At 34.8% G+C, this 23,945-nt stretch carries 24 protein-coding genes; 14 read left to right on the top strand and 10 right to left on the bottom strand.

The window, feature by feature from the left end:
• Window positions 1-22 precede the first annotated feature (22 nt).
• Window positions 23-658, top strand: coding sequence for a response regulator transcription factor (locus AACZ92_RS09235; protein ID WP_339700139.1), 636 nt, complete (start codon window positions 23-25; stop codon window positions 656-658).
• A gap of 4 nt (window positions 659-662) precedes the next feature.
• On the opposite strand, the gene AACZ92_RS09230 is transcribed toward AACZ92_RS09235, so the two are convergent.
• Together AACZ92_RS09230 and AACZ92_RS09225 are read right to left on the bottom strand one after the other, a co-directional pair.
• Window positions 663-1,184: a hypothetical protein gene (locus tag AACZ92_RS09230; RefSeq protein ID WP_339700136.1), complete on the bottom strand. Its 522-nt coding sequence runs from the start codon at window positions 1,182-1,184 to the stop codon at window positions 663-665.
• A gap of 30 nt (window positions 1,185-1,214) precedes the next feature.
• Window positions 1,215-2,828: an FMN-binding glutamate synthase family protein gene (locus tag AACZ92_RS09225; RefSeq protein ID WP_339700133.1), complete on the bottom strand. Its 1,614-nt coding sequence runs from the start codon at window positions 2,826-2,828 to the stop codon at window positions 1,215-1,217.
• 188 nt (window positions 2,829-3,016) lie between these two features.
• Between AACZ92_RS09225 and AACZ92_RS09220 the strand changes: the two genes are divergently transcribed.
• Window positions 3,017-5,338: a UvrD-helicase domain-containing protein gene (locus AACZ92_RS09220; RefSeq protein WP_339700158.1), complete on the top strand. Its 2,322-nt coding sequence runs from the start codon at window positions 3,017-3,019 to the stop codon at window positions 5,336-5,338.
• A gap of 16 nt (window positions 5,339-5,354) precedes the next feature.
• Here AACZ92_RS09220 and AACZ92_RS09215 read toward each other — a convergent pair whose 3' ends face one another.
• The gene (locus AACZ92_RS09215; protein WP_339700130.1) at window positions 5,355-6,233 is read right to left on the bottom strand and encodes an alpha/beta hydrolase; all 879 of its coding nucleotides are present in this window, start codon (window positions 6,231-6,233) and stop codon (window positions 5,355-5,357) included.
• A 154-nt stretch (window positions 6,234-6,387) separates the two neighbouring features.
• On the opposite strand from AACZ92_RS09215, the gene AACZ92_RS09210 reads away from it, so the two are divergent.
• Window positions 6,388-7,005: an L-threonylcarbamoyladenylate synthase gene (locus tag AACZ92_RS09210; protein WP_339700127.1), complete on the top strand. Its 618-nt coding sequence runs from the start codon at window positions 6,388-6,390 to the stop codon at window positions 7,003-7,005.
• On the opposite strand, the gene AACZ92_RS09205 is transcribed toward AACZ92_RS09210, so the two are convergent.
• The 6 genes from AACZ92_RS09205 to AACZ92_RS09180 all read right to left on the bottom strand — a co-directional run bounded on the left by AACZ92_RS09205 (window position 7,002) and on the right by AACZ92_RS09180 (window position 12,122).
• Window positions 7,002-7,343, bottom strand: coding sequence for a hypothetical protein (locus tag AACZ92_RS09205; protein ID WP_339700124.1), 342 nt, complete (start codon window positions 7,341-7,343; stop codon window positions 7,002-7,004). The genes AACZ92_RS09210 and AACZ92_RS09205 overlap by 4 nt on opposite strands.
• Window positions 7,344-7,347: 4 nt before the next feature.
• Complete coding sequence (locus tag AACZ92_RS09200; RefSeq protein WP_339700122.1) at window positions 7,348-7,830, bottom strand: nuclear transport factor 2 family protein; 483 nt, start codon at window positions 7,828-7,830, stop codon at window positions 7,348-7,350.
• Between the two features lie 71 nt (window positions 7,831-7,901).
• The gene (locus AACZ92_RS09195; protein ID WP_339700119.1) at window positions 7,902-8,762 is read right to left on the bottom strand and encodes an OmpA family protein; all 861 of its coding nucleotides are present in this window, start codon (window positions 8,760-8,762) and stop codon (window positions 7,902-7,904) included.
• A gap of 84 nt (window positions 8,763-8,846) precedes the next feature.
• Window positions 8,847-9,839 carry a glycosyltransferase family 2 protein gene (locus tag AACZ92_RS09190; RefSeq protein ID WP_339700116.1) on the bottom strand — a complete coding sequence of 331 codons (993 nt, stop codon included), beginning with the start codon at window positions 9,837-9,839 and terminating at the stop codon, window positions 8,847-8,849.
• An 89-nt stretch (window positions 9,840-9,928) separates the two neighbouring features.
• The gene (locus AACZ92_RS09185; protein ID WP_339700113.1) at window positions 9,929-10,303 is read right to left on the bottom strand and encodes a PUR family DNA/RNA-binding protein; all 375 of its coding nucleotides are present in this window, start codon (window positions 10,301-10,303) and stop codon (window positions 9,929-9,931) included.
• 64 nt (window positions 10,304-10,367) lie between these two features.
• Window positions 10,368-12,122 carry an ABC transporter ATP-binding protein gene (locus tag AACZ92_RS09180; protein WP_339700110.1) on the bottom strand — a complete coding sequence of 585 codons (1,755 nt, stop codon included), beginning with the start codon at window positions 12,120-12,122 and terminating at the stop codon, window positions 10,368-10,370.
• Between the two features lie 119 nt (window positions 12,123-12,241).
• Between AACZ92_RS09180 and AACZ92_RS09175 the strand changes: the two genes are divergently transcribed.
• The 4 genes from AACZ92_RS09175 to yajC all read left to right on the top strand — a co-directional run bounded on the left by AACZ92_RS09175 (window position 12,242) and on the right by yajC (window position 15,236).
• Entirely contained in the window at window positions 12,242-13,339 is a 1,098-nt protein-coding gene (locus AACZ92_RS09175) for a Glu/Leu/Phe/Val dehydrogenase (RefSeq protein ID WP_339700108.1), read from the top strand.
• Window positions 13,340-13,426: 87 nt separating this feature from the next.
• Window positions 13,427-14,371 (top strand): transcription antitermination factor NusB, encoded by a 945-nt coding sequence (nusB, locus tag AACZ92_RS09170; RefSeq protein WP_339700105.1) that lies wholly within the window; start codon window positions 13,427-13,429, stop codon window positions 14,369-14,371.
• Between the two features lie 53 nt (window positions 14,372-14,424).
• On the top strand, window positions 14,425-14,904 hold the full coding sequence (locus AACZ92_RS09165) for a DUF1573 domain-containing protein (RefSeq protein WP_339700103.1): 480 nt from the start codon (window positions 14,425-14,427) through the stop codon (window positions 14,902-14,904).
• 29 nt (window positions 14,905-14,933) lie between these two features.
• A complete protein-coding gene (gene yajC, locus AACZ92_RS09160) occupies window positions 14,934-15,236 on the top strand; it encodes a preprotein translocase subunit YajC (protein WP_339700100.1) in 303 nt (100 codons plus the stop codon).
• Window positions 15,237-15,356: 120 nt separating this feature from the next.
• Here yajC and pepT read toward each other — a convergent pair whose 3' ends face one another.
• On the bottom strand, window positions 15,357-16,598 hold the full coding sequence (gene pepT / locus AACZ92_RS09155) for a peptidase T (RefSeq protein WP_339700097.1): 1,242 nt from the start codon (window positions 16,596-16,598) through the stop codon (window positions 15,357-15,359).
• Window positions 16,599-16,688: 90 nt separating this feature from the next.
• Between pepT and AACZ92_RS09150 the strand changes: the two genes are divergently transcribed.
• The 7 genes from AACZ92_RS09150 to AACZ92_RS09120 all read left to right on the top strand — a co-directional run bounded on the left by AACZ92_RS09150 (window position 16,689) and on the right by AACZ92_RS09120 (window position 23,942).
• On the top strand, window positions 16,689-17,735 hold the full coding sequence (locus tag AACZ92_RS09150) for a quinone-dependent dihydroorotate dehydrogenase (RefSeq protein ID WP_339700094.1): 1,047 nt from the start codon (window positions 16,689-16,691) through the stop codon (window positions 17,733-17,735).
• A gap of 5 nt (window positions 17,736-17,740) precedes the next feature.
• On the top strand, window positions 17,741-18,376 hold the full coding sequence (locus tag AACZ92_RS09145) for a LysE family translocator (protein WP_339700091.1): 636 nt from the start codon (window positions 17,741-17,743) through the stop codon (window positions 18,374-18,376).
• Window positions 18,377-18,430: 54 nt separating this feature from the next.
• Entirely contained in the window at window positions 18,431-19,294 is an 864-nt protein-coding gene (locus AACZ92_RS09140) for a hydroxymethylglutaryl-CoA lyase (RefSeq protein WP_339700089.1), read from the top strand.
• Between the two features lies 1 nt (window position 19,295).
• Window positions 19,296-20,837 carry a bifunctional metallophosphatase/5'-nucleotidase gene (locus AACZ92_RS09135; protein WP_339700087.1) on the top strand — a complete coding sequence of 514 codons (1,542 nt, stop codon included), beginning with the start codon at window positions 19,296-19,298 and terminating at the stop codon, window positions 20,835-20,837.
• A gap of 71 nt (window positions 20,838-20,908) precedes the next feature.
• Complete coding sequence (locus AACZ92_RS09130) at window positions 20,909-21,382, top strand: heme-binding domain-containing protein (RefSeq protein WP_339700084.1); 474 nt, start codon at window positions 20,909-20,911, stop codon at window positions 21,380-21,382.
• A gap of 136 nt (window positions 21,383-21,518) precedes the next feature.
• Complete coding sequence (locus AACZ92_RS09125) at window positions 21,519-22,733, top strand: DUF4856 domain-containing protein (RefSeq protein WP_339700081.1); 1,215 nt, start codon at window positions 21,519-21,521, stop codon at window positions 22,731-22,733.
• Window positions 22,734-22,805: 72 nt separating this feature from the next.
• Window positions 22,806-23,942, top strand: a complete 1,137-nt coding sequence (locus AACZ92_RS09120; RefSeq protein ID WP_339700078.1) for an imelysin family protein — start codon at window positions 22,806-22,808, stop codon at window positions 23,940-23,942.
• The last annotated feature ends 3 nt before the right edge of the window (window positions 23,943-23,945 follow it).

Genomic DNA, 23,945 nt, shown 5'->3' with positions numbered 1-23,945 from the left:
AATATTTACGTAAATTAGATCTATGAAAAACAAAGTTGTTGTTGTAGATGACCACACTTTATTGCTCGAGGCAATAGGTGGTTTGGTTCGCGAATTTGAAAACTTTGAAGTGTTGTACTTATGCAAAAATGGACAAGATTTTATAGATAAGCTTAAAATACCTAGTAATATTCCCGATGTGGTGTTAATGGATATTAATATGCCTTTGTTGAATGGTATCGAAACTACTAAGGTTTTAAATGATAAGTTCCCTCAAGTAAAAGTATTAGCATTATCGGTTGAGGAGAATGAAACTACCATTTTAAAAATGTTACGGGCTGGAGCAAAGGGATATTTAATGAAAGACACCAAAAAAGAAATTTTGGAAGAAGCCCTTAATCAAGTTATCGAGAAAGGATATTACCATACCAATACCATTTCAAAGTTGTTAATAGGTTCGCTAACTAAAGATGAAACAGCGGTACAGTTAAAAGAACGGGAAGTAGAGTTTATAAAACATGCTTGTACCGAAATGACCTATAAAGAAATTGCCGAAAAAATGTTTTTGAGCCCCAAAACCATTGAAGGGTACCGTGACTCCATTTATGAAAAACTTAATTTAAAAAACAGAATTGGCTTAGTCTTGTATGCAATTAGGAATGGACTATTTGAACCTTAAGTGGTTAAAATAACTCTCCAACTTCCTTTTTAACATATGTAAGAGCTTTTTGTGAAGGAGTTACTTCTTCCATAAAATGGCGTAATACCCACTCTTGCATCGTGTTTGCTGTATTTTCGTTCTCATGCATGGCTCCTTGTCGTATCACGTGAATAGTGGCGTTTTTTGCAGCTTGTATTAAATTCCAACACTCCAGAGAAACATAAATTTGTTGAGTAATATTATGTTCAAACTCTTGTTCAATATTTTTTATTAATAATTTTTCATAATCTTCCACACTTTCCGAATAAGGTTTTACCCTTACTAGCAATTTGTTTGGGTCAATCCGTTCTAGTAAAAGTGTTAGCCGTTCGTAGGCTTGCAGTCGCGTAGGGAGTAATTTATTTTGGGCTTCTTTTTGTATTAAATATCTGCGTCGGCCTTCTTCATTAGCAGTGTGACCTTTAAAAAAATAATAGGCAACAATACCAACTACAATAGCTGGTAGTAAAAAGGCCACGTAACTTATAAGCTGTTCTATTTCCATTGATGGGTGTTTTGGTGATAAAAATAAAAATTAATACCGAACCTTGTTTTTCTTTTTCATATCTTTTACATTCTTCTTTTCTTCTTTCCTATGATAATTACCACCTAAGTGAGGACTATCCTGTAATTCTTGCATACTATTAAAAGGAACCACATTTTTTACGTACGTAAAAGTTTGAGCAAGATTTTTCATCAAATTTCGATCACCTAAGGTAATTTCTACATCGTCCATTGTGAGTTGGCAGGGATGTTCGTAACCACAAGCGTGTGTCATCTCAAGAAATTCTTTTCTGAAATTTTTAAAATAGAAATGTGTTCTAACAGATTTATCATCAATATTAATGCCTCGTTGCAACCACTTATTTTGTGTAGCCACTCCACTGGGACAAGTGTTATTATGACATTGCTGTGCTTGTATGCAACCAATAGAGAGCATGGCTTCACGAGCAACATTAATACAATCTACACCTAATGAAAAAGCCATTACTGCACGAGCAGGAAAACCTAATTTACCACTGCCTATAAAAACAATACGATCGCATAGGTCATGTTTTTTGAAAATTTGATATACTTCTGCAAAGCCAAAAATCCAAGGTAATGCTACGTGATCTGCAAAACTAGGCGGGGCAGCACCTGTTCCTCCTTCGCCACCATCAACTGTTATGAAATCGGGACCTTTATTAGTTTTTTCCATCAATTCAGCAAGCTTTTTCCAGTCATCCAGTTTTCCTACAGCAGATTTAATTCCAACTGGAAGTCCGGTAGCTTCTGCAATATCTTCAACAAAATCAATTAACCCTTCAATGTCTTCAAAAGCAGTATGTGATGGTGGTGAAATTACATCTTTCCCCATGGGTACGTGTCGAATTTCAGCAATTTCAGCAGTTATTTTTGATCCAGGTAAAACACCGCCCTTACCAGGTTTTGCACCTTGCGATAGTTTTACTTCAATGGCGCGTACCTGTGGGTTTTCGTTAACGAGTTGGATCATTTTTTCCATAGAAAAATCTCCATTTTCGTCCCTAACTCCAAAATAACCAGTACCAAAGTGAAAAACAACGTCGCTTCCTGTTTTATGATAAGGAGACAAGCCTCCTTCTCCCGTATTGTGATATGCGCTTGCAAAAGCACAGCCTCGATTTAAAGATTCTACTGCTCTGGCTGAAAGCGATCCAAAACTCATAGCCGAAACATTAATTACCGATGCTGGTCTGTACGGTTTTTTTCTTCTTCCTTCCCCCATCACCTTAGCACAAGGTAAAAAGTAGGGGTCATTTACATTTGGATGCCCTTTTTTTAATTTATAGGGAAGCATGGCATTGTTTACAAAAATGTAGTTAGGTTCATAAATGTCCCTATCGGTACCAAACCCTTCATAATTGTTTTCATTTTTTGCCGAGGCATAAATCCAGCCTCGCTCAATACGATTAAAAGGAAGTTCTTCTCGATTATTAGCTACTATATATTGCCTAAGTTCAGGGCCAATACTTTCTAGCATATATCTAAAATGGCCAACAAGAGGAAAGTTGTGTAGAATGGTATGTTTTTTACTGAAAAATATATCCTTTATAGCAACTAATACCAAAACAACAAGTACCCAAGCCCACCAAGGAATTGATTTTATAAATTCTAAAATGGAATCCATTAATAAAAATAATTTATGAAGTTATATGAAAGCAACTAAATTTATAATGCTTTTAAAAACTAAAGATACTTGTTTTTGCAGAAAAGACAAGAGACCCTTTTGTTTATAAATTATAGGAAAAGCGCGTATGGTTTTAATTGATTTTAAGTATTTTTCAGCTTCGGAAAATTTCAGAAAAACAAATAGATTTGCAAGAATATCTTCAACAGTTAAATGAAGCACAGCGTGCGCCAGTATTACAAAAAGATGGTGCCATGATTGTTATTGCCGGTGCCGGTTCTGGCAAAACGCGTGTACTTACATACCGAATTGCCTATCTAATGTCGCAAGGGGTCGATCCTTTTAATATTTTGTCGTTGACTTTTACTAATAAAGCAGCACGAGAAATGAAAGGCCGAATTTCCCAAATTGTTGGAAGTAGTGAAGCTAAAAACTTGTGGATGGGGACTTTTCATAGTGTTTTTGCGAAAATTCTACGCTTCGAAGGACATCGGTTAGGGTACCCTTCAAATTTTACTATCTACGACACCCAAGATTCACACAGTGTAATTCGTGCTGTTATTAAAGAAATGCAGCTGGATAAAGATGTATATAAATACAAACAGGTGTATTCACGTATTTCTTCTTATAAAAATAGCTTAATAACCGTTAAAGCTTATTTTAATAATGCTGAATTGATGGAAGCCGACGCTATGGCTAAAATGCCACGTTTAGGAGATATTTATAATAATTATGTGGAGCGTTGCTTTAAAGCAGGAGCGATGGATTTTGATGACCTGTTACTAAAAACAAACGAACTACTTACTCGTTTTCCCGATGTGTTGATGCATTACCAAAACCGGTTTCGATACATCTTAGTAGATGAGTACCAAGATACCAACCACAGTCAGTATCTAATAGTAAAGGCTTTGAGTGATCGGTTTCAAAACATTTGTGTGGTAGGTGATGATGCACAAAGTATTTATGCTTTTAGAGGAGCAAATATTAATAACATTTTAAATTTTCAGAAGGATTATGACGATGTTAAAATGTATCGGTTAGAACAAAACTACCGGTCTACAAAAAACATTGTAAATGCAGCTAATAGCATTATTGAAAAAAATAAAACCCGACTTGATAAAATAGTCTGGACCGCCAATGATGAAGGAAATAAAATAAAGGTAAATCGTACGATGACCGATGGTGATGAAGGTCGCTTTGTAGCCAGTTCCATTTTTGAAACAGCGATGAATAATCAATTAAACCATGATAATTTTGCTGTTTTATACCGTACCAATGCACAATCGAGAGCTATTGAAGATGCATTGCGAAAACGTGATATTCCCTATAGAATTTACGGCGGACTTAGTTTTTACCAACGGAAAGAGATTAAAGACGTAATTGCTTATTTGCGTCTTATTTTAAACCCTAAGGACGAAGAAGCTTTAAAGCGCGTTATTAATTATCCCGCTAGAGGAATAGGGCAGACTACTATGGAAAGACTTACGGTTGCAGCTAACCATTACAATCGTTCTATTTTCGAAGTGATGCAAAACCTAGATAAGATTAATTTAAAAATTAATAAAGGCACACAAGGTAAGCTCGAAGACTTTGTAACGATGATTCAAAGCTTTCAGATTTTTAATAAAAATCAAGATGCATTTCAAGTTGCAGAACATGTAGCTAAAAAAACAGGATTGCTTCAAGAGTTGAAAAAAGATGGAACTCCTGAAGGTATAGCGCGTATAGAAAATATTGAAGAGCTATTAAACGGAATGCGCGATTTTGTGGAAGAACAAAAAGAGTTAGCAGATACAACGGGTTCCTTAGCTGAATTTCTTGAAGATGTAGCTTTAGCAACTGATCTAGATAATGAGAAAGGAGATGATGATAAAGTAGCGCTTATGACCGTGCATTTAGCAAAAGGTCTTGAGTTTCCATACGTTTATATTGTAGGGATGGAGGAGGATCTGTTTCCTAGTGGTATGAATATGAATAGTCGTGCCGAACTGGAGGAGGAGCGCCGACTGTTTTATGTAGCTCTAACACGGGCAGAGAAACAAGCTTATTTAACCTATACGCAATCTAGATATCGTTGGGGAAAACTGATTGATGCTGAACCTAGTCGATTTATTGAAGAAATTGATGAAAGTTTTTTAGAATACCTGACTCCAAAAACTGAAAATCGTTTTAAAACCCTTATTGATGCTGATATTTTCGATGAGGTGGACAAAAGTAAACTACGACTTAATAAACCGAAAGCTGGAACACCACCAAAAGGACCATCTGAAGCTCAATTACAAAAACTAAGAAGGTTAAAGCCCGTTTCTAGTGATACCGACAAAAATTTTGACCCTAAAGCAGCCAGCCTTGATGTAGGAACTATGGTAGCACATGTACGTTTTGGAAAAGGAAAAATACTTTCTATAGAAGGAAAAGGAGCCGATACTAAAGCAGAAATCCAGTTTGACAATGGAGGTCTAAAAAAATTGTTGCTCCGCTTCGCCAAACTGGAAGTTCTTTCTTCTTAATAAGCATAAGCCTTTTTTATTCTATAGGTAAATATTCTGTTATAAAAGATGTTAATTGATCTTGTAAATCAATATTAGAAGCTTGGCTCCAATCTCCATGCCCTCCTTCATATACTGTAAAACTATTAGAAATCATATTGTCCGATAGTATTGTCTGTAATTTTTCACCATTACTTAAGGGAACTAAAGGATCTTTATCACCATAAAAAAGTATGGTAGGACTGCTACTTTTAGTTACTTGTAAAGCAGGGCTTATAAGTTCGGCAATATTACTATTTTGAGGGTAAGCAGATTCATCTACCAAAGCATTAAGTAATACTTGAAAATTTGGGTTTTCAGTATAAAACGGATCAGTAAAATCTGTTGGACCTACAATATCACAAACCATTTTTACTTTATCGTCTGTATCATACACATAATCGTACTGCAAGGCGATATGTGCTCCAGCACTTGCGCCAATTAAGCCAAATTCGGGAAGCAGTTCCAGTTCTTCACTTTCTTGTGTCAATTTATTAATTACTTGGCCTAAGTCTAAAAATTGATTAGGAAAAGCTGGTGTTGAAGGTGGGTTTGCTAATACATAGTTTATATTTACTATGGCGTGGTCTGGGTGCTTTTCTTTCAGAATTGGTATATACTCACTCATATCTTCCTTATCACCATCTATCCAGCCCCCACCGTGAATAAGTATGATTACTTTCGTTTTTTCAGAAGAACGTCCTTCTGGTAGGTAGAGATCATACTTTTGTTGTGGATTGTCGCCGTATGAAACATTTAGTTGGGTTTCCTCATCCAATGTTTGTTCATCTTCAAAAGTAGGTTTGTTTTCATCACTACAAGCCATGAAAAATAGGCTCAGTGTTAAAAAGATAGTAGTAAGAAAGCTTCGCTTCATATAAAAACTGTTTCAAGGTATTACTAACATACAACGCTTAATTTACTAAGACATTGTATATAACTTATTATCTAATTTTTTTAATGTGATAATTAATAATATTTTGAATATAAGAAGAATAAAAGTATTTTTATAATACCCTAAAAATGGTACTATGGCAGAATTTATCAAATTATACGAAGACAACCCAAACCCAAAAGAAGTAAAAAGAATTGTAAAAATAATTAGGGATGGAGGTTTGGTTATTTACCCTAGTGATACTGTGTACGCATTAGGATGCGATATTACAGATAATAGGGCTTTAGAACGGGTTGCTCAGTTAAAAGGAGTAAAGCTTGAAAAGGCTAATTTTTCTTTTGTTTGTGAAGATTTAAGCAACCTATCAGATTACGTTCGACAAATTAACACCTCTACATTTAAAATTTTAAAACGAGCATTGCCAGGGCCTTACACATTTATACTACCTGGGAACAATAATCTTCCTACTGTTTTTAAAAAGAAAAAAGAAGTGGGAATACGGGTGCCAAATAATAATATAACCCGTGCTATAGTAAGAGAGTTAGGAAATCCGATTGTTTCAACATCCATAAAAGATGAAGATGAAGTGATAGAGTATACAACCGATCCTGAGCTTATTTTTGAAAAGTGGGAGAAATTAGTAGACGTAGTGGTTGATGGTGGTTATGGAGATAACGTACCTTCAACCGTTATTGATTTAACAGGTGACGAACCTGTATTGATACGGGAAGGAAAAGGAAGCTTGGAAATTTAATTATCCCCTAATAAATGTTTAAGGCCAATAAAAATACTTTGTTCGGCTGCAGTGAATTCATCATCTATATAAAAAAGCTCTTTAATGCGCTTGAATAAGGAGTCTATTTCCTTTTTGGTGTAGTTGTACTTTTCTATTGTGTATTCAATTTTTTGAACACTTTCATAATCACTGTCTTTCTCAAATTCATTGTGAATTTTTTTATAATCGACATTGCTTACTTTAGATTTTATATAGTCTACTTCTTCTTTGGTTTCAATAAAATCTGCGTGCGCACAATATAATAAGATATAAGCTTTTAATTCTTCTCGTGTCCAATTGGTTGTTATTGATTCCATGGTTTTATTTCTTATTGTTTTTTTCTTCAAACTCGGTGAGTCGTATGTTGGTTTGTTTATTTAATTTCTTCTTAAAAAAAGCTGTCCAGCCTAATAAAAAACCAGTAACACCCATAGATTGTTTAGACCATTTATAGAGATTAAAGCTATCTAGATGGTTGATAATCTTCCCGTCTTTAAATTCAAATTTGGCATTGATAACATTGTGCACTTTTCTGCCTTTTTTTCCGAAGGTATAATAGGCTTCCCAACGGGCTGTTCCTTTTTCAGGTGTGTATTCTATATGCGTAGTTTTTATTTTAAAATCTTTTCCTTGTTGCGAACTACACAACATGCGCCACATATTTTTTGCTTTTTCTCCCCGTAATATCCCGAAAGCGGGATCTTCAAAAGTTACATCGTCGTGATATGTTTCTACCATGCGCTCAGCATCTAAATGCTCAAAAGCTTGATAAAATTTTTCAATGATATTTTCTTCTTGTTTCATTGTTATTACTAATGTAGCTAAAAAAACCCGGCAACTTGCCGGGTTTTAAATTATTTTAAGATTTTGTAACCTTAGTTAATTTTTGGGTCTTTTAATCCATCTTCGATCATATTATAAAATTGATCGATTTTAGGTAATACTACAATTCGCGTTCTACGGTTTTTAGATTTACCATCAGATGTGTCATTACCAGCTAAAGGAACATACTCACTACGTCCACCAGCTGTCATACGAGCTGGAGCAACGCCAAAGTCATCTTGTAGTGTTCTTACTACAGCTGTAGCACGAAGTACACTTAAATCCCAGTTATCTTGAATACATCCTGTACTAATAGGATCAGTATCTGTGTGACCTTCAACTAAAAATTCAAAATCTGGTTTCGCCTTAACAACAGTAGCTACTTTTCCAAGTACCTGACGGGCTTTACTAGTAATTTGGTAGCTTCCACTTCGGAACAATAACTTGTCCGAAATATTAACAAAAACTACTCCTTTTTCAACACTTATTTCAATGTCCTCATCATCTAAGTTACCAATGGCACCTTTTAAGCTTTGAACTAATGCAAGGTTTACAGAGTCACGACGAGTAACGGCATCTTGTAACTTACGTATGGTAAGATCTTTCTCTTTTAAACTTTCTAATGATTTTTCTAAGTTTGAAGCACCTTTTCTTGTTAGATCTGTAAAGTCACCAATTTGCTTAATTAAATCACCATTCGTAGCATTTAATGATGCTACTTGGCTTCTTAGAGAGTTGTTTGATGCTTCTAATCCCGATTTTTCGGAAAGGCAATCGTTAAGTTTTACGGTTGCAGTGTTCAATAAATCTTGTGTTTTTTCATGCTTGTCCTGTAAGTCAGCATATTTCTTTTTTGAAACACACGAAGTAAACAGAAGACCAGAGCAAGCAGCCAGAATCAATATTTTTTTCATAATTATCTTGTTTAAATTGTTACCCAAAATTATTAAAAGCAAGAGTAGCGTAGTAACGATTAACAATACTTTAAGTAAAATTTATCAGAGGTCGTTAAAACGTCGCTTATTTCGGGCAAAATAAGACCAAACAACAGATTTTTTGTTGAAATATTTAAAATTAGAAGCGTATAATTTTCTCTTTTTCAGAAAAGTATAAAAAAGAGTGTAAAAACTTAAGTGTGCTTTAAAAATTGCTCCAATGTGCTTAAATTTCCCTTGTATTAAAAATTGGATTGCAGCTAAACCATCTAAAAGCATCCTGATTAAAAGTATGAAAAAAACCTTTGGACCTTTTATGTTTTTAAGTAACATAAGTAAGGTGTTTCTGAAATTATAAAACGTTTTTTTTGGATTCTCAGTAGCGAGTGTTGCACCACCCACATGATATACTTTTGAAGTTCCTATATATTTAATTACTCCTCCATTACTTTGCAACCTCCAACAAAGATCGATTTCCTCTTGGTGTGCAAAAAAGTCTTCATCAAAACCATTAGCTTTTTCAAAAACATCTTTTTTTATAAACAAGCAGGCGCCACTGGCCCAAAAAATTGTTTTCTCGTCATTATATTGACCTGTATCCTTTTCAATAGTATTAAAAATACGGCCCCTACAAAAAGGATATCCTAGTTTGTCAATATATCCACCGGCTGCACCAGCATATTCAAAATAGTCTTTATTTTTATAGTCGAGTATTTTAGGTTGTGCAGCGACAAGGTTAGGGGTTGTTTTAAAAGCTTCTGCAATAGGGGAGAGCCAGTTTTGGGTTACTTCTACGTCACTGTTTAGCAATACAAAAATATCTTCTTCTAGATTTTTAAGAGCTTCGTTATAGCCTTTGGCATATCCGCCGTTTGTATTATTTTGTATAATGTTAACTTCAGGAAAGTTTTCTGTAAGAAATGAAACTGAATCATCAGTCGAGGCATTATCAGCTACATAAACTGTTGCTTCTTTAGAAAATGACAATACAGAAGGTAGAAAAGTTTCTAGCAGTTGCTTTCCATTCCAATTTAGTATAACTATGGCTATTTTCACGGTTGCAAAATAGTGAAATTTAAGTTTAAAAAATAAAACCGCCCCTGTTGTAGGGACGGCTTTTAATATATTTTTAAACCTGAGTTTGTTTATATATCGTCAAAACTTACATCGGTAAAATCAGAGGCTGCAGAATCCACTTGATTGGTTTCTTCTTCCTCATCTTTTTTATAATTTTTTTGGTGACGTTCGCTAATTACTTCTTCACCTTTCTCATTAATGATAAAATCGGTCATTTCCTCAAGATTGTCTCTAAAGTCTTGAAAATCTTCTTTATACAAATAAATTTTATGCTTCTTATAATGGTACGATCCATCGTCGTTTGTAAACTTCTTGCTTTCGGTTATTGTTAGGTAATAATCTCCTGCTTTTGTAGCTCTTACATCAAAAAAATACGTGCGTCTTCCCGCTCGCATCACTTTAGACTGTATTTCTTCTTGCTCCATCGTATGCTGCTCGCTCATTAGTTTTAATTTTTGTTAAGTTTTTCCAAAAATCTAAAAAAAATAGATATATGACAAGTATTCATTACATTTCTTTTTCTGAAAGTTGTTTTGCATACAATTCTTTATAGTACCCTTCTTCTTTTATAAGTTGATTATGAGTGCCTTGCTGAATTATTTTCCCTTCATCTAATACGATTGTTTTGTCAGCATTCTTGGCTGAAGAAATTCGGTGACTTACAATAATCGTTGTTTTATCTTGGGAAATTTCGTGCAAATTATTTAAGATTTCTTCTTCCGTTTCAGTATCTACTGCAGAGAGGCAATCATCAAATAATAGTATTTGTGGATCCTTAATAATTGCACGGGCTATAGATACTCTTTGCTTTTGCCCACCACTAAGGGTAATACCACGTTCTCCTAAAACCGTATCATATCCTTTACTAAAACCTATTATATTTTTGTGCACGGCAGCTCTTTTAGCAGCTTGAATAACTTCAGCTTCATCGGCCTCTTCTTTACCAAAGCGAATGTTGTTTTTAATACTGTCGCTAAATAGAAATGCATCTTGAGGAACATAACCAATGCTGCCTCGTAAATTATCTAAGTTTAGTTGTTTAACAGGGATATCGTCAATTTTTAATGAGCCTTGTTGTACATCATACAATCGACCAATCAACTCAAGTATGGTCGATTTACCAGAGCCTGTATGCCCAATTATAGAAAGAGTTTCTCCTGGATTTACAGTAAATGAAACATTTTTTAAAGCCGTGATATTGGTATCTGGATAGGTGTAAGATAAATTTTCAAACGCTATTTTTCCGCGAATAGGAGTTTCTTTTGCAGTTTGATTTGTAATCTCTGGTTCTTCACTTAAAAATTCATTAATTCGTTTTTGCGAAGCTTCTGCACGTTGTATCATCGAGCTTACAAAGCCTACAACCGCTACGGGCCACGTTAGCATATTTACATAAATTAAAAACTCGACAATCGTTCCTACTTCAATTTTTCCATCTATAAAACGTTGTCCACCTATATAAATCACCAAAATATTACTGGCACCAATCAATAAAATCATCAACGGGAAAAAAAGTGCTTGTACCTTAGCTAGGTCTATGTTTTTTTCGCGGCTACCTTCAGCTAAATCAGCAAAATTTTCATTAGTTCGTGGTTCAATTCCGTAGGCTTTAATTACAGCCACCCCGCTAAAACTTTCTTGAGTAAAGGAGGTGAGTTTTGATAGGTATTGTTGAACAGCTGTACTTTTTTTGTTTATTTCAACACTTAATTTATAAATAAGCACTGAAAGTATGGGTAATGGAGCCACGGCGTATGCTGTAAGTACGGGAGCGGTGTAAAACATATAGCTTATAGCTACCACAAAAAGCGTTATTGTTCTAGTGCTATACATCACTGCAGGACCCACATATAAGCGCACCTTAGACACATCTTCACTAATACGGTTCATTAAATCACCTGTTCTATTTTGTTTGTAAAAACTCAGTGAAAGTCGTTCGTATTGCTGAAATATTCTGTTTTTAAGGTCGTATTCTACATGCCGTGAGACAACAATAATTGTTTGTCGCATTAAGAACGTGAAAAAAGCCGAAAGTAACGTGGCGCCAACAATTAATAGAATGTTTTGTAGCAACTCACTCTTTACATATGCAAGATCTGTAATATCATCATTTATATAAGCACGAACCACATCTACAGAATCCCCAATTTTTTTTGGGACAACAATAGTGAAAATAGTTGCGGCTATTGTAATTAAAAGCCCCGCCAAAAGACGGCCTCGGTATTTTATAAAATATTGATTGAGATATTGTAGCTCTTTCATTTAATGGTCTGAAATTTATTAACAAATTCTTCTTTTAGCTATAAATTCTTTGTGTGATTATCAATAAACTCGTATTTTTGCACGTCCTTTTTAAGGGATGCATAAAAAACAAAAATATTATGGTGACTGAAGTATTAAATACAAATGAACTTCAAAAAGTAGACCCTGTTTTCGGGCAAATGTCTTTCGACAATCACGAGCAAATCGTTTTTTGCAACGACAAAGATACAGGATTAAAAGCAATAATTGGTATCCACAATACGGTTTTAGGACCTGCACTTGGAGGTACTAGAATGTGGCAATACACGAGTGAATGGGAAGCCTTGAACGATGTGCTTCGCCTATCTCGAGGTATGACTTTTAAATCTGCTATTACTGGGTTAAACTTAGGAGGAGGAAAAGCTGTGATTATTGGTGATGCTAAAACGCAAAAAACACCAGAACTAATGAAACGCTTTGGTGAGTTTGTTCACTCATTAAGTGGTAAGTACATAACAGCGGAAGATATTGGGATGACAACAGGCGATATGGATCTTGTACGTTCAGTGACACCTTATGTTACAGGTATTTCTGAAACGTTAGGTGGAGCAGGAAATCCATCTCCAATTACTGCGTATGGTGTGTTTATGGGTATGAAAGCAGCTGCAAAGTATGCTTTCGGATCTGACATATTAGAAGATCGTGTAGTATATGTTCAAGGAATTGGAAATGTAGGAGAAGCTTTGGTAGAAAACCTTACTAACGAGGGAGCTAAAGTGTATATTACAGATATTAACCAAGAACGTTTGGAAGAAGTTCGCGATAAGTATAGTGCAACTATCTATGAAGGCGATAATATCTATGCAGAAGAAATGGATATTTATGCACCTTGTGCCCTTGGAGCAACCGTAAACGACCAAACCATAAACCAACTTAAAGCTAAAGTGATTGCAGGAGCAGCTAACAACCAGTTAGCCGAAGAGCAAAAACACGGTTTACAGTTACGTGAAAAAGGTATCGTTTATGCACCAGACTTTTTAATTAATGCCGGTGGTATTATAAATGTATATGCCGAGTTGGAAAACTACGGTCGTCAAGAGATAATCCGTAAGACCGAAAATATCTTCAACACGACACTCGAAATATTAAAGAATGCTGAGAGTAAAGATGTTACTACACACCAAGCAGCCTTTGATATGGCAAACGCTAGAATAGCGGCAAGAAAAGAGAAAATGTAGTTTTTAACTATATTAAAATAGTATATTTGCAACGCACAAGAATAAGCTTGTGCGTTGTTTATTTATAAATGTTCTTTATTTTAAAATATGCTCACAAGAAGACATATTAGAGTCAAAGTTTTACAATCAACTTACGCTTTTTTTCAAAGTGAACACCAAGACCTTGACAAGCAGGAAAAATTTCTATTGTACAGCATGGATCAAATGCAAGACTTGTATGTTTTGCTGCTTCAATTAATGGTTGAAGTAAAGGATCATGCTGAAAACTTCCTTCAGAAATCGCAACAAAAACATCTGGCAACAGCCGAAGAAAAAAATCCCAATCGTAATTTTGTTGATAATACGGTGATTCAGCTAATTGAAGCAAATCCAGAACTTGCTGAAATACTGAAGAATAAAAAACTGAATTATTGGCAAGATGACAATGAATATATCAATATTATATTCAATGCATTAAAAGAGAAAGATTTTTATCAAGAGTATATTTCCAAAAAGGAAGTTTCATTTAAAGAGGATAGGGATTTTATTGTTAAGTTTTATAAAGAAGTAGTAGCTCCCGACGAAAAGCTTTACGACTATTTGGAAGATAAACGCTTAACGTGGTTGGATGATTTTCCATTGGTGAATACAGCAATGGTGAAAATGCTCTCTAAAATTTCAGAAAAAAATGTAGCTACTATTTTGGTTCCATCATTGTATAAAAATGATGATGACCGAGAGTTTGCTTTAAAACTACTTCGGAAAGTAGTACTGAACAATGAAAAGCTAGATAATGAAATAGACGGCAAAACACCAAATTGGGATAAAGATCGTATTGCAGATATTGATATGATTATCCTTAAAATAGGTATATCTGAATTCCTGTATTTTCCTTCTATTCCGGAGCGTGCCACTATTAATGAGTGTCTTGAAATATCGAAAGAGTACTCAACACCTAAAAGTAGTAGCTTTATTAATGGAATACTGGATAAACTGGTAAAAGAGTATACTAAAGAAGGGAAGCTTAATAAAATGGGCCGAGGCCTTCAATAGAAGTAAAAAAATAAGTATTTTAGCGGCGCTTAAACATAAAATATATATATACTATGAAAAAATCGATTTTAATTTTAGCTGTATTATCTGCTTTTGCATTTACATCATGTAAAGAAAAAGCTTCAGATAAAGTAAATGAAGAAAATGTAGCAGCAGCTGCAGACCGTGATGCAGATGCATCTAAATTTCCGGTAATGAAATTTGACAAAACAGACTTTGACTTTGGAACTATTGCTAAAGGCGAGAAAGTAGAGCACGAATTTAAGTTCACTAACACTGGCGATGCTCCTTTGGTAATAGTTAATGCTACAAGTAGCTGTGGTTGTACTGTACCAGAATATTCAAAAGAAGCAATTGCACCTGGTGAAGATGGAACACTTCTAGTTAAATACGATGGTAGTGGTGTTAACCAAGTTAGTAAAACTGTAACTATTGTTGCTAATACTGAAAAAGGAAAAGAGACCTTAAAAATTAAAGCCTTTGTAACGCCTAACAATGGTGGTGAAGGTCAAAATATGCTTAAAACAAGCTAATTTATAAATTAAAAGAATAGACTATTTTTATGGAACAAATTCAAGGCTTTCTCCCTATTATCTTATTGTTTGCAGTGATGTATCTTTTTTTAATACGTCCGCAAATGAAAAAGCAAAAACAAGAAAAAAAGTTTGCTAAAGAAATTAAAAAAGGGGATAAGGTAATCACCAAAAGCGGAATGCATGGTAAAATTTTAGACTTAAATGATGATGGTACCTGTATTATCGAAACTGGTGCTGGTAAAATGAAATTTGAGCGTTCTGCCCTTTCTATGGAGATGAGCGAAAAGTTAAATGCTCCTCAGACTCCTGCAAAGAAGGAAAAGAAATAGTTTTATCTTAACTGAATATAAAAACCCCACAACTTCAATTGTTGTGGGGTTTTTTGTTTGTTCACGTTATTTGTGGCTTCGACTCCGCTCAGCCCCAAATACGGTCGTTTTTGCTTCTTTTTATTTTTCCTTTTCTGCTAGCAATTGAGCAATGTTTACAATTACTTCTATAGCCTTTTGCATATTCTCTACCGGTACATATTCATAACGACCGTGGAAGTTGTGTCCGCCAGCAAAAATATTGGGGCAAGGCAAGCCCATAAAGCTTAGTTGAGAACCATCTGTACCGCCTCTAATGGGTTTAATAATAGGTTTAATGCTTGCTTTCTTCATTGCTTCTTCGGCAAGGTCAACTATGTGCATTACAGGTTCAATTTTTTCACGCATATTAAAGTATTGATCTTTTATTTCAATCGTAATCAATTCTTTTTCGTGCTGAGCATTAATTTCATCTGCTAATTTAACCATCATTTCTTTTCGAGCTTCAAAATGGTCTTTATCGTGATCCCGTATAATATACTGTAGCTTTGTGCCGTCTACTTCTCCATTTACACTCTGTAGATGGAAAAAACCTTCGCGACCTTCTGTATGTTCGGGTGTTTCCATTCTAGGTAATGAGTTAATATAATCTGTTGCAATGTACATACTGTTAATCATTTTTCCCTTGGCTGTTCCAGGATGAACAATTTTACCTTTAACATTTACAACGGCTCCAGCAGCATTGAAATTTTCATATTCTAATTCACCAATTTGGCTACCGTCCATGGTGTAAGCCCATTCAGCACCAAACTTTTCCACATCAAATTTATGAGCACCACGGCCAATTTCTTCATCGGGAGTAAAGCCAACTCGTATTTTTCCGTGTTTTATTTCGGGATGATTTACTAAATATTCCATAGCTGAAACAATTTCAGCAACTCCCGCTTTATCATCTGCACCTAATAAGGTAGTACCATCTGTAGTGATTAATGTTTGCCCTTTATAAAGTAGAAGGTCATCAAACTCGTCTGGTGAGAGAATTATATTCTTATCAGCGTTTAAAACGATGTCCTTTCCATCATAATTTTCAACAATCTGCGGATTCACATTGGCACCAGTAAAGTCTGGCGATGTGTCAAAATGTGATACAAACCCGATAGTAGGAACTTCGTGATTCACATTTGAAGGTAGGGTTGCCATAATATAAGCGTTATCGTCTATGGTAACGTCTTCTAGGCCAATCTGTTTTAACTCTTTGGCCAATGCATTGGCAAGATTCCATTGTTTTTCGGTGCTAGGCGTGCTGTCGCTTTCTGGGTCACTTTCCGTATCAACAGTAACGTAGCTGAAAAAGCGATCAATAAGGTGTTGTTTATCTATCATAATTTTTCTTTTTTGCATTACAAATTAAAGCATAATCAAAATAACCATTACATTCTTTCTTGCTATTTTTGCCGCATATTCCTTTTATCTATGTACAAATCTATAATCCGTCCAATTCTTTTTCAATCTGATCCTGAAAAAGTACACCACTTTACTTTTAAAATGATTCGCTTTTTCCACAAAATAGGATTTGGTGGAGCTTTTCGAAATACTTATAAAGTAAACGATAAAAGATTGGAGCGGGAGGTCTTCGGACTTAAATTTCCTAATCCAGTGGGATTAGCAGCTGGTTTTGATAAAGATGCTAAATTGTACAAGGAGCTTTCAAATTTAGGCTTTGGGTTTATTGAGATAGGCACCGTTACCCCAAAACCCCAAGAAGGAAACTCTAAAAAACGGTTGTTCCGTTTAAAGAAAGATAGTGCGATTATCAATAGAATGGGATTTAACAATGGTGGGGTAAAAGAAGCGGTTGAAAAGCTTAAAAAAAACTACCCAGTGGCTGAGCGAGGTCATGTACTTATTGGTGGAAACATAGGTAAAAACAAGGTGACACCCAATGAAAATGCAGTTGATGATTATGTAACCTGCTTTGAGGCTCTCTTTGATTATGTAGATTATTTTGTGGTAAATGTAAGTTCACCAAACACGCCAAATTTAAGAGCATTACAAGATAAAGAACCATTAACAAAACTACTTAAAACACTTGTTTTAAAAAGAGAAGAATTCTTTAAGTTAAGAGGAGTTGAAGTCAAGCCAATATTGTTGAAAATAGCCCCAGATTTGACAGACGGACAATTGTTGGATATTATAGACATTGTTTCAGAAACAAAAATAGATGGGATTATTGCAACCAATACAACTATTTCAAGAGAAGGTCTTGTTTCAGAAAACAAAACCGAAATGGGAGGTTTGAGTGGTAAACCATTAACAAACCGCTCTACTGAAGTGATTCGTTTTCTTTCAGAAAAAAGTAAGAAAGGTTTTCCAATAATTGGAGTAGGAGGGATCCATAGCCCTGAAGATGCTTTGGAAAAACTAGAAGCTGGTGCAAGCTTGGTACAGTTGTACACTGGTTTTATATACGAAGGCCCCCAATTGATTAAAGATATAAACAAGGCTATTTTAGACCAATAACCTTTATGATAGAAAACCTACTATCTTTTGCATTAGCTACCGTGGCTTTGGCATTTTCACCAGGACCAGACAATATCTATGTGTTAACGCAATCGTTGGTTAATGGAGTAAAAAGCGGAATTGCTACTACTGCGGGTTTGGTTACAGGTTGTATTGTGCATACTACTTTTTTAGCTTTTGGTCTTTCAGCAATTATTACAACTTCCCCAGCTTTATTTTATGGAGTTAAGGTGCTAGGTGCTCTGTATTTACTGTATTTAGCTTACGTTGTTTTTAAAAGTGATGCAACAATTGCCGTTCCTGTTGCTTCAGAAGGAAAAACAAATAGAACACCAACAAAAACAAATGGTCAACTATTTAAACAAGGGGTTATTATGAATTTGGTGAATCCTAAAGTAATGATTTTCTTTCTAGCTTTCTTTCCAGCTTTTCTCTGGAATGAAACTGAAAATACCGTAAGTCAATTTTATATTTTAGGTATTATTTTTATGGTAGTTTCATTTTTGGTTTTTGGATTAATAGCTTTTCTAGCAGGTAGTATTTCATCTTATATATTGAAGCATAAATCAGTTGGTATAGTTTTAAAGTGGTTGCAGGTAGTAGTTTTTATCGGTATAGCCATTTTTATTTTAATTCCATAGTCAGAATTATAAAAAGCTTGAGATTGCATTTTAAAATCTATTATCTTTGAAGTAATGCAAAAAATCAAACTAATAGAGTGTCCTAGAGACGCCATGCAAGGGATAAAGGATTGGGTGCCAACTCAAAGTAAGGTTCAATATATACAGTCGCTATTGCGGTGTGGCTTTGATACTATAGATTTCGGAAGTTTTGTTTCGCCCAAGGCAATTCCACAAATGAAGGATACAGCCGAAGTGCTCTCGCAGCTAGACCTTTCTAAAACCGATAGTAAATTATTGTCAATTGTTGCCAATGTTCGAGGGGCAGAGGATGCAGTAAAACACCCAGAAATTGATTATTTAGGGTATCCTTTTTCCATTTCGGAAAACTTCCAAATGCGAAACACCCATAAAACTATTGCCCAATCGCTTGATATTTTGAAAGAAATTCTTAATTTGGCCAATGCAAACGATAAACAAGTAGTTGCTTATTTATCAATGGGTTTCGGTAATCCCTACGGAGACCCTTGGAATGTTGAGATTGTAGCAGATTGGACCGAAAAATTATCAGCCATGGGTGTTAAAATCTTATCATTAAGCGATACGGTAGGTTCCTCAACACCCGATATCATTGACTATTTGTTTTCAAATTTAATCCCTCATTATCCCCATATTGAGTTTGGAGCTCATTTACATACAACCCCCGCGTTGTGGCATGAAAAAATAGATGCTGCATACAAAGCTGGTTGTTTTAGATTTGACGGTGCTATACAAGGTTTTGGGGGGTGCCCAATGGCCAAAGATGAATTAACAGGAAATATGCCAACTGAGAAGATGTTAAGTTATTTCACTACTATAAAAGCTGATTGCAATGTAAACCCAATGGCATTTGAAAGTGCCTATAATGAAGCAACTAAAATATTTAATAAATATCATTAGCATGAAAAAACGATTACTAGTAATGCCTTTTTTTGCATTTTTCTTATTGGTTGGCTGCAATATTTTAGAGCCTATACAGGAAGAGCCTTTCTTCGGAAAAGGAATTGTGACCATTAAGTTCTTACAGATTAATGATGTTTATGAGATAGCACCATTGCAAGGTGGTAAATACGGCGGTATGGCTCGTGTTGCTTATGTTCGAGATTCTATTAAAGAGCGAAATCCAAATACTTTTTTATTTATGGCGGGAGATTTTTTAAATCCATCCTTGCTGGGTAATTTAAAAAAAGATGGAGAACCAATTAAGGGTAAGCAAATGGTTGAAGTAATGAATGCTATGGACTTTGATTTGGTGACTTTTGGGAATCATGAATTTGATCTTACCGAAGAAGAATTACAAAAACGTCTTGATGAGTCTACATTCCCTTGGGTTTCTTCAAATGTACTCCATGTGACACCAGATGGCACAAAACGCCCTTTTGAAACAAAATTAGAAATGGGAAAAGAGCCTATTTCAGACTATAAAACCCTTTTTGTAAAAGACTCTTTAGGGAATGAAGTACGATTTGGTTTTATTGGTTTGACCTTAGATTCAAACCCTAAAGAATACGTCCATTATGGTAATATTTATAAGCAAGCTAAGCGGGCTCACGATTTGGTGTATCCAAAAGTAGATTTTGTAATAGGGTTAACCCATTTAACGATAGACCAAGACCATGAATTAGCTAAAGAATTACCAGGAATTCCATTGATAATGGGTGGTCATGAGCACGTAAGTAATTTAGAAAGAGAAGGTAATACAGTTATTGCTAAAGCGGACGCCAATGCTATTTCCATGTACATACATACATTAGTTTATAATCTTCGTACACAAGTATTATATGTAAACTCTAAGATTATGTATTTAGATGAGAAAGTGCCGTTACAGTCTAATGTAGATAGGTTAGTTAAAAAATGGAATGAAGTATTGGATACAGAACTTTCAAAAGTAGTATCTAACACCAATGAAGTTATTTACAGGCCAAAGACGCCCTTAGACGGAACAGATAGTGCAAACAGAAGTATACAAACCAATTTAGGTGATAAAGTAACAGAATCTATGGCCTTTGCATATAATTATAAAGTAGATGCAGCATTGGTTAATGGAGGCTCTTTTCGAGTGGACGATATGCTTTCTGGTAGTTTAACTAGTGTGGATGTTTTTAGAGTCTTGCCTTTTGGAGGCAGCGTTTTAAAAGTAGATATGAAAGGTGAGTTACTAAAAGAAGTGTTAGACTACGGAAAATCACAACGTGGAAACGGAGCTTATCTTCAACGCTATAAAATTTCACAAAACACATCAGGAGATTGGTTAATAGGAGGAAAAACTATTAATTACAAAAAAACATATACAATTGCATTAAGTGATTTTCTTTTAAAAGGGTTAGACATTCCGTTTTTAACCGAAAACAATGGAGGTGTTGTAAAAATATACGAGCCAGAGGAAAATGAACTGGCTTTCGATATCAGAAAATCATTAATCAGCTATTTAAAATCTATTTAACCACTTAATTTTGAATATTTTGCGAATATTATAAAGAAATTCTTAGTTTTACGGCTTAATTTTTATAGCCTATGAAAATAGTAAAGTACATTCTTATTGTATTATTAGTGGCTCTAGTAATCATTCAATTTGTCCGTCCAGAAAAGAACAATGATGGCTATGAGAGTGTGATCTTTTTTGAAAAAGAAACAAAGCCTTCTGCTGAGGTAGCTTTATTATTAAAAGAAAACTGTTACGATTGCCATAGTAATCAAACTCAATATCCTTGGTATTCTGAAATAGCTCCATTTTCCTTTTGGTTAGATGAGCATATTGAACATGGAAAAGGCCATTTCAATGTTTCTGTTTGGGATTCGTATTCTATCAAGAAAAAAGACCATAAAATGGAAGAATTGATTGAGATGGTTGAAGAGGGAGAAATGCCTTTAAATGAATACACTTGGGTTCATGGTAATTTAACCGAAACAGAGCAAAATTTGATTCTACAATGGGCAGCACTAGTCCGCCTTCAATATAAAAGCCAATTACAGGTTTCCTCTAAGTAGTTAATTTCTATTTTTTCAATAAAACTTATAAGCTTTTATTTAAATTTAATCTAAATAAAGTTGTTGGGATGCTTTCTCTCATTTATATTTGCATTTCGAAAAACCAATTATTTATAACAAGTCTAAATAGAGTTTAATGAAAAGATTATTTTACCCCACAATTATTATGAGTCTTGTATTGGCTTCCTGTTCATCTGATGATGAAGCTGGTGATGTTCAACAAGATATCGAAGTTCCTACAAATTATGTCTTTGAACGAGGAGGAGAAACCACAGTTCAGTATTCTGGCCAAACCACTCGCTTACAGATGACAGCAGAGTTAATAGGTTCTTTTAAAGATTTTGATTCAGCAACCGAAGAATCTCTTTTAAACATGTTTGCTCACGTAGAAGGTGCTAACGATTTTGATAATTCAGAATTGAATACATCAGGAAAAAATATAAAAAGCAAAACAGCAGCTTCAGTAGATTATTTTTCAGCAAACGTTGCAGAAAGTGCAGAAATAAAAGCCGACTTTGAATCTTTTATTTCTCAACAAGTAAATGAAGTATTTCCTAATGAAAATGCTGCAGCTACAGCAGGTGTTGCAGGTCAAATTGCCGATGGCTCTTCCGCAAGGTATGTTACTGGTAAAGGATTGGAATTAAACCAAGCTTTTGCTAAAGGAATAATGGGTGCTTTATTGGCAGATCAAATGTTAAATAATTATCTATCAACTGCTGTATTAGATGAAGCTTCCAATAGAGAGGATAATGATAATTTAATGCTTGATGGTGATAATAATTATACAACTATGGAGCATAAATGGGATGAAGCTTATGGATACCTTTATGGAGATCCTTCCATTCCAACTGCGGACCCAAATAGTGCTTTAGGGGTAAGTGACGACCATTTATTGTTTAATTATTTAGGGGTTGTTAATAATGATGAAGACTTTGCGGGGATAGCTCAAAATATTTTTGAAGCTTTTAAAACAGGTCGTGCTGCAATAGTAGCAGGTGATTATGAATTAAGAGATGAGCAGGTTACTATGATTAAAGAAGGGATTTCGACCATCATTGCAGTGCGTGCGGTTTACTATTTACAAGCTGGAAAGCAAGCAATAGCAGAGAATAATATGGGCGCAGCTTTTCACGACCTTTCTGAAGGGTATGGTTTTATGTACAGCCTTCGTTTTACGAATAACCCAAATACAGGAGCGCCATACGTTTCTTCTTCTGAATTAGAAACTTTTAAAACTCAATTACTAGAAGGAAATGGTTTTTGGGATGTAACTCCTGAAACTTTAGATAGTATTTCAGAAACAATTGCAATGGCTTTTGATTTTACTGTAGAACAAGCTGCAAACTAAAAGGTTATTTAAAGCAAAACAATCGGTTTATAAATTAAGCCGATTGTTTTTGCTACTTTTGCAAACCGAAAAATGAAAAAGAAAAAGATGATTAAAAGAGCGTTATTTACCCTAAGCTTTATTCTCCTTTTAGTGGCGTGTTCTAGCGATGATAGCACAGCAACAGAAGAAGAAAACAATGATAACTTTGACCGTCAAGCTTTATTAGTTAATTGGGCCGATAATATTATTGTGCCTTCTTATACTGCTTTTAATACGGAAACAAATAGCTTAGTTACAGCTACGACTACTTTTACTGAAAACCCTACAATTGGAACACTACAGCAATTGCGCGAAACTTGGGAAGAGGCTTACGTGGCTTTTCAACATGTTTCTATGTTTGAAATCGGCAAAGCTGAAGCTTTAAATTATCGTAACCGAATAAATGTATATCCTACCAATGCTTCAGAAATTGATGATTTAATCGCTACCGGAACCTATGATTTATCATTGCCTTCTACTATCGATGCGCAAGGATTTCCAGCAATAGATTATTTAATAAATGGTTTAGCTTCTTCAGATGAAGAAATAGTTGCTTTTTACACTATTAATGAAAACGCTGAAGATTATAAAGTGTATTTAAATACATTAGCCGAAACTATTTCAACCTTAACCGAAACAGTCTTAAGTGACTGGAATAACGGCTACCGAGATACGTTTGTTGACAACACAAGTTCTTCTGCATCAGGTTCGGTAGATAAACTAGCAAACGATTATGTTTTCTATTACGAAAAAGCACTTAGAGCAGGAAAAATTGGAATTCCGGCTGGAGTTTTCTCTAATGATCCGCTTCCTGAAAAAGTAGAAGCTTTTTATAAAAAAGACATTTCAAAAATATTAGCATTAGAAGCCTTACAGGCAACTCAAAACTTTTTTGAAGGAAAGAAATTTGGAGCTTCTTCTACAGGAGAAAGTTTTAAAACCTATTTAGCGTTTTTAAACACTATTAAAAACGGAGAAAATCTAGGTGCTTTAATAACTTCTCAGTTTGAAACTGCTACAAGTAACTTAGAGGGATTAAATAATGACTTCGCACTTCAAATAGAAAATGATAATACAAAAATGCTTACTGCTTACAACGAATTGCAGCGAAATGTGATTTTAATGAAAGTAGATATGCTGCAAGCAATGGATATTAGTGTTGATTACGTAGACGCCGATGGCGATTAGTGA

Source organism: uncultured Marixanthomonas sp., from assembly GCF_963974425.1.
Lineage (GTDB): Bacteria > Bacteroidota > Bacteroidia > Flavobacteriales > Flavobacteriaceae > Marixanthomonas.
The sequence above is the reverse complement of the archived record's forward strand: the minus strand, read 5'-3'. Positions and strand labels throughout refer to the sequence as shown.

What these genes read in the sequence shown, in the direction of transcription:
- AACZ92_RS09235 (WP_339700139.1), top strand. Translation starts at nt 23, where the DNA reads ATGAAAAACAAAGTTGTTGTTGTAGATGACCACACTTTATTGCTCGAG.
- AACZ92_RS09230 (WP_339700136.1), bottom strand. Translation starts at nt 1,184, where the DNA reads ATGGAAATAGAACAGCTTATAAGTTACGTGGCCTTTTTACTACCAGCT.
- AACZ92_RS09225 (WP_339700133.1), bottom strand. Translation starts at nt 2,828, where the DNA reads ATGGATTCCATTTTAGAATTTATAAAATCAATTCCTTGGTGGGCTTGG.
- AACZ92_RS09215 (WP_339700130.1), bottom strand. Translation starts at nt 6,233, where the DNA reads ATGAAGCGAAGCTTTCTTACTACTATCTTTTTAACACTGAGCCTATTT.
- AACZ92_RS09210 (WP_339700127.1), top strand. Translation starts at nt 6,388, where the DNA reads ATGGCAGAATTTATCAAATTATACGAAGACAACCCAAACCCAAAAGAA.
- AACZ92_RS09205 (WP_339700124.1), bottom strand. Translation starts at nt 7,343, where the DNA reads ATGGAATCAATAACAACCAATTGGACACGAGAAGAATTAAAAGCTTAT.
- AACZ92_RS09200 (WP_339700122.1), bottom strand. Translation starts at nt 7,830, where the DNA reads ATGAAACAAGAAGAAAATATCATTGAAAAATTTTATCAAGCTTTTGAG.
- AACZ92_RS09195 (WP_339700119.1), bottom strand. Translation starts at nt 8,762, where the DNA reads ATGAAAAAAATATTGATTCTGGCTGCTTGCTCTGGTCTTCTGTTTACT.
- AACZ92_RS09185 (WP_339700113.1), bottom strand. Translation starts at nt 10,303, where the DNA reads ATGAGCGAGCAGCATACGATGGAGCAAGAAGAAATACAGTCTAAAGTG.
- AACZ92_RS09180 (WP_339700110.1), bottom strand. Translation starts at nt 12,122, where the DNA reads ATGAAAGAGCTACAATATCTCAATCAATATTTTATAAAATACCGAGGC.
- AACZ92_RS09175 (WP_339700108.1), top strand. Translation starts at nt 12,242, where the DNA reads ATGGTGACTGAAGTATTAAATACAAATGAACTTCAAAAAGTAGACCCT.
- nusB (WP_339700105.1), top strand. Translation starts at nt 13,427, where the DNA reads ATGCTCACAAGAAGACATATTAGAGTCAAAGTTTTACAATCAACTTAC.
- AACZ92_RS09165 (WP_339700103.1), top strand. Translation starts at nt 14,425, where the DNA reads ATGAAAAAATCGATTTTAATTTTAGCTGTATTATCTGCTTTTGCATTT.
- yajC (WP_339700100.1), top strand. Translation starts at nt 14,934, where the DNA reads ATGGAACAAATTCAAGGCTTTCTCCCTATTATCTTATTGTTTGCAGTG.
- pepT (WP_339700097.1), bottom strand. Translation starts at nt 16,598, where the DNA reads ATGATAGATAAACAACACCTTATTGATCGCTTTTTCAGCTACGTTACT.
- AACZ92_RS09150 (WP_339700094.1), top strand. Translation starts at nt 16,689, where the DNA reads ATGTACAAATCTATAATCCGTCCAATTCTTTTTCAATCTGATCCTGAA.
- AACZ92_RS09145 (WP_339700091.1), top strand. Translation starts at nt 17,741, where the DNA reads ATGATAGAAAACCTACTATCTTTTGCATTAGCTACCGTGGCTTTGGCA.
- AACZ92_RS09140 (WP_339700089.1), top strand. Translation starts at nt 18,431, where the DNA reads ATGCAAAAAATCAAACTAATAGAGTGTCCTAGAGACGCCATGCAAGGG.
- AACZ92_RS09135 (WP_339700087.1), top strand. Translation starts at nt 19,296, where the DNA reads ATGAAAAAACGATTACTAGTAATGCCTTTTTTTGCATTTTTCTTATTG.
- AACZ92_RS09130 (WP_339700084.1), top strand. Translation starts at nt 20,909, where the DNA reads ATGAAAATAGTAAAGTACATTCTTATTGTATTATTAGTGGCTCTAGTA.
- AACZ92_RS09125 (WP_339700081.1), top strand. Translation starts at nt 21,519, where the DNA reads ATGAAAAGATTATTTTACCCCACAATTATTATGAGTCTTGTATTGGCT.
- AACZ92_RS09120 (WP_339700078.1), top strand. Translation starts at nt 22,806, where the DNA reads ATGAAAAAGAAAAAGATGATTAAAAGAGCGTTATTTACCCTAAGCTTT.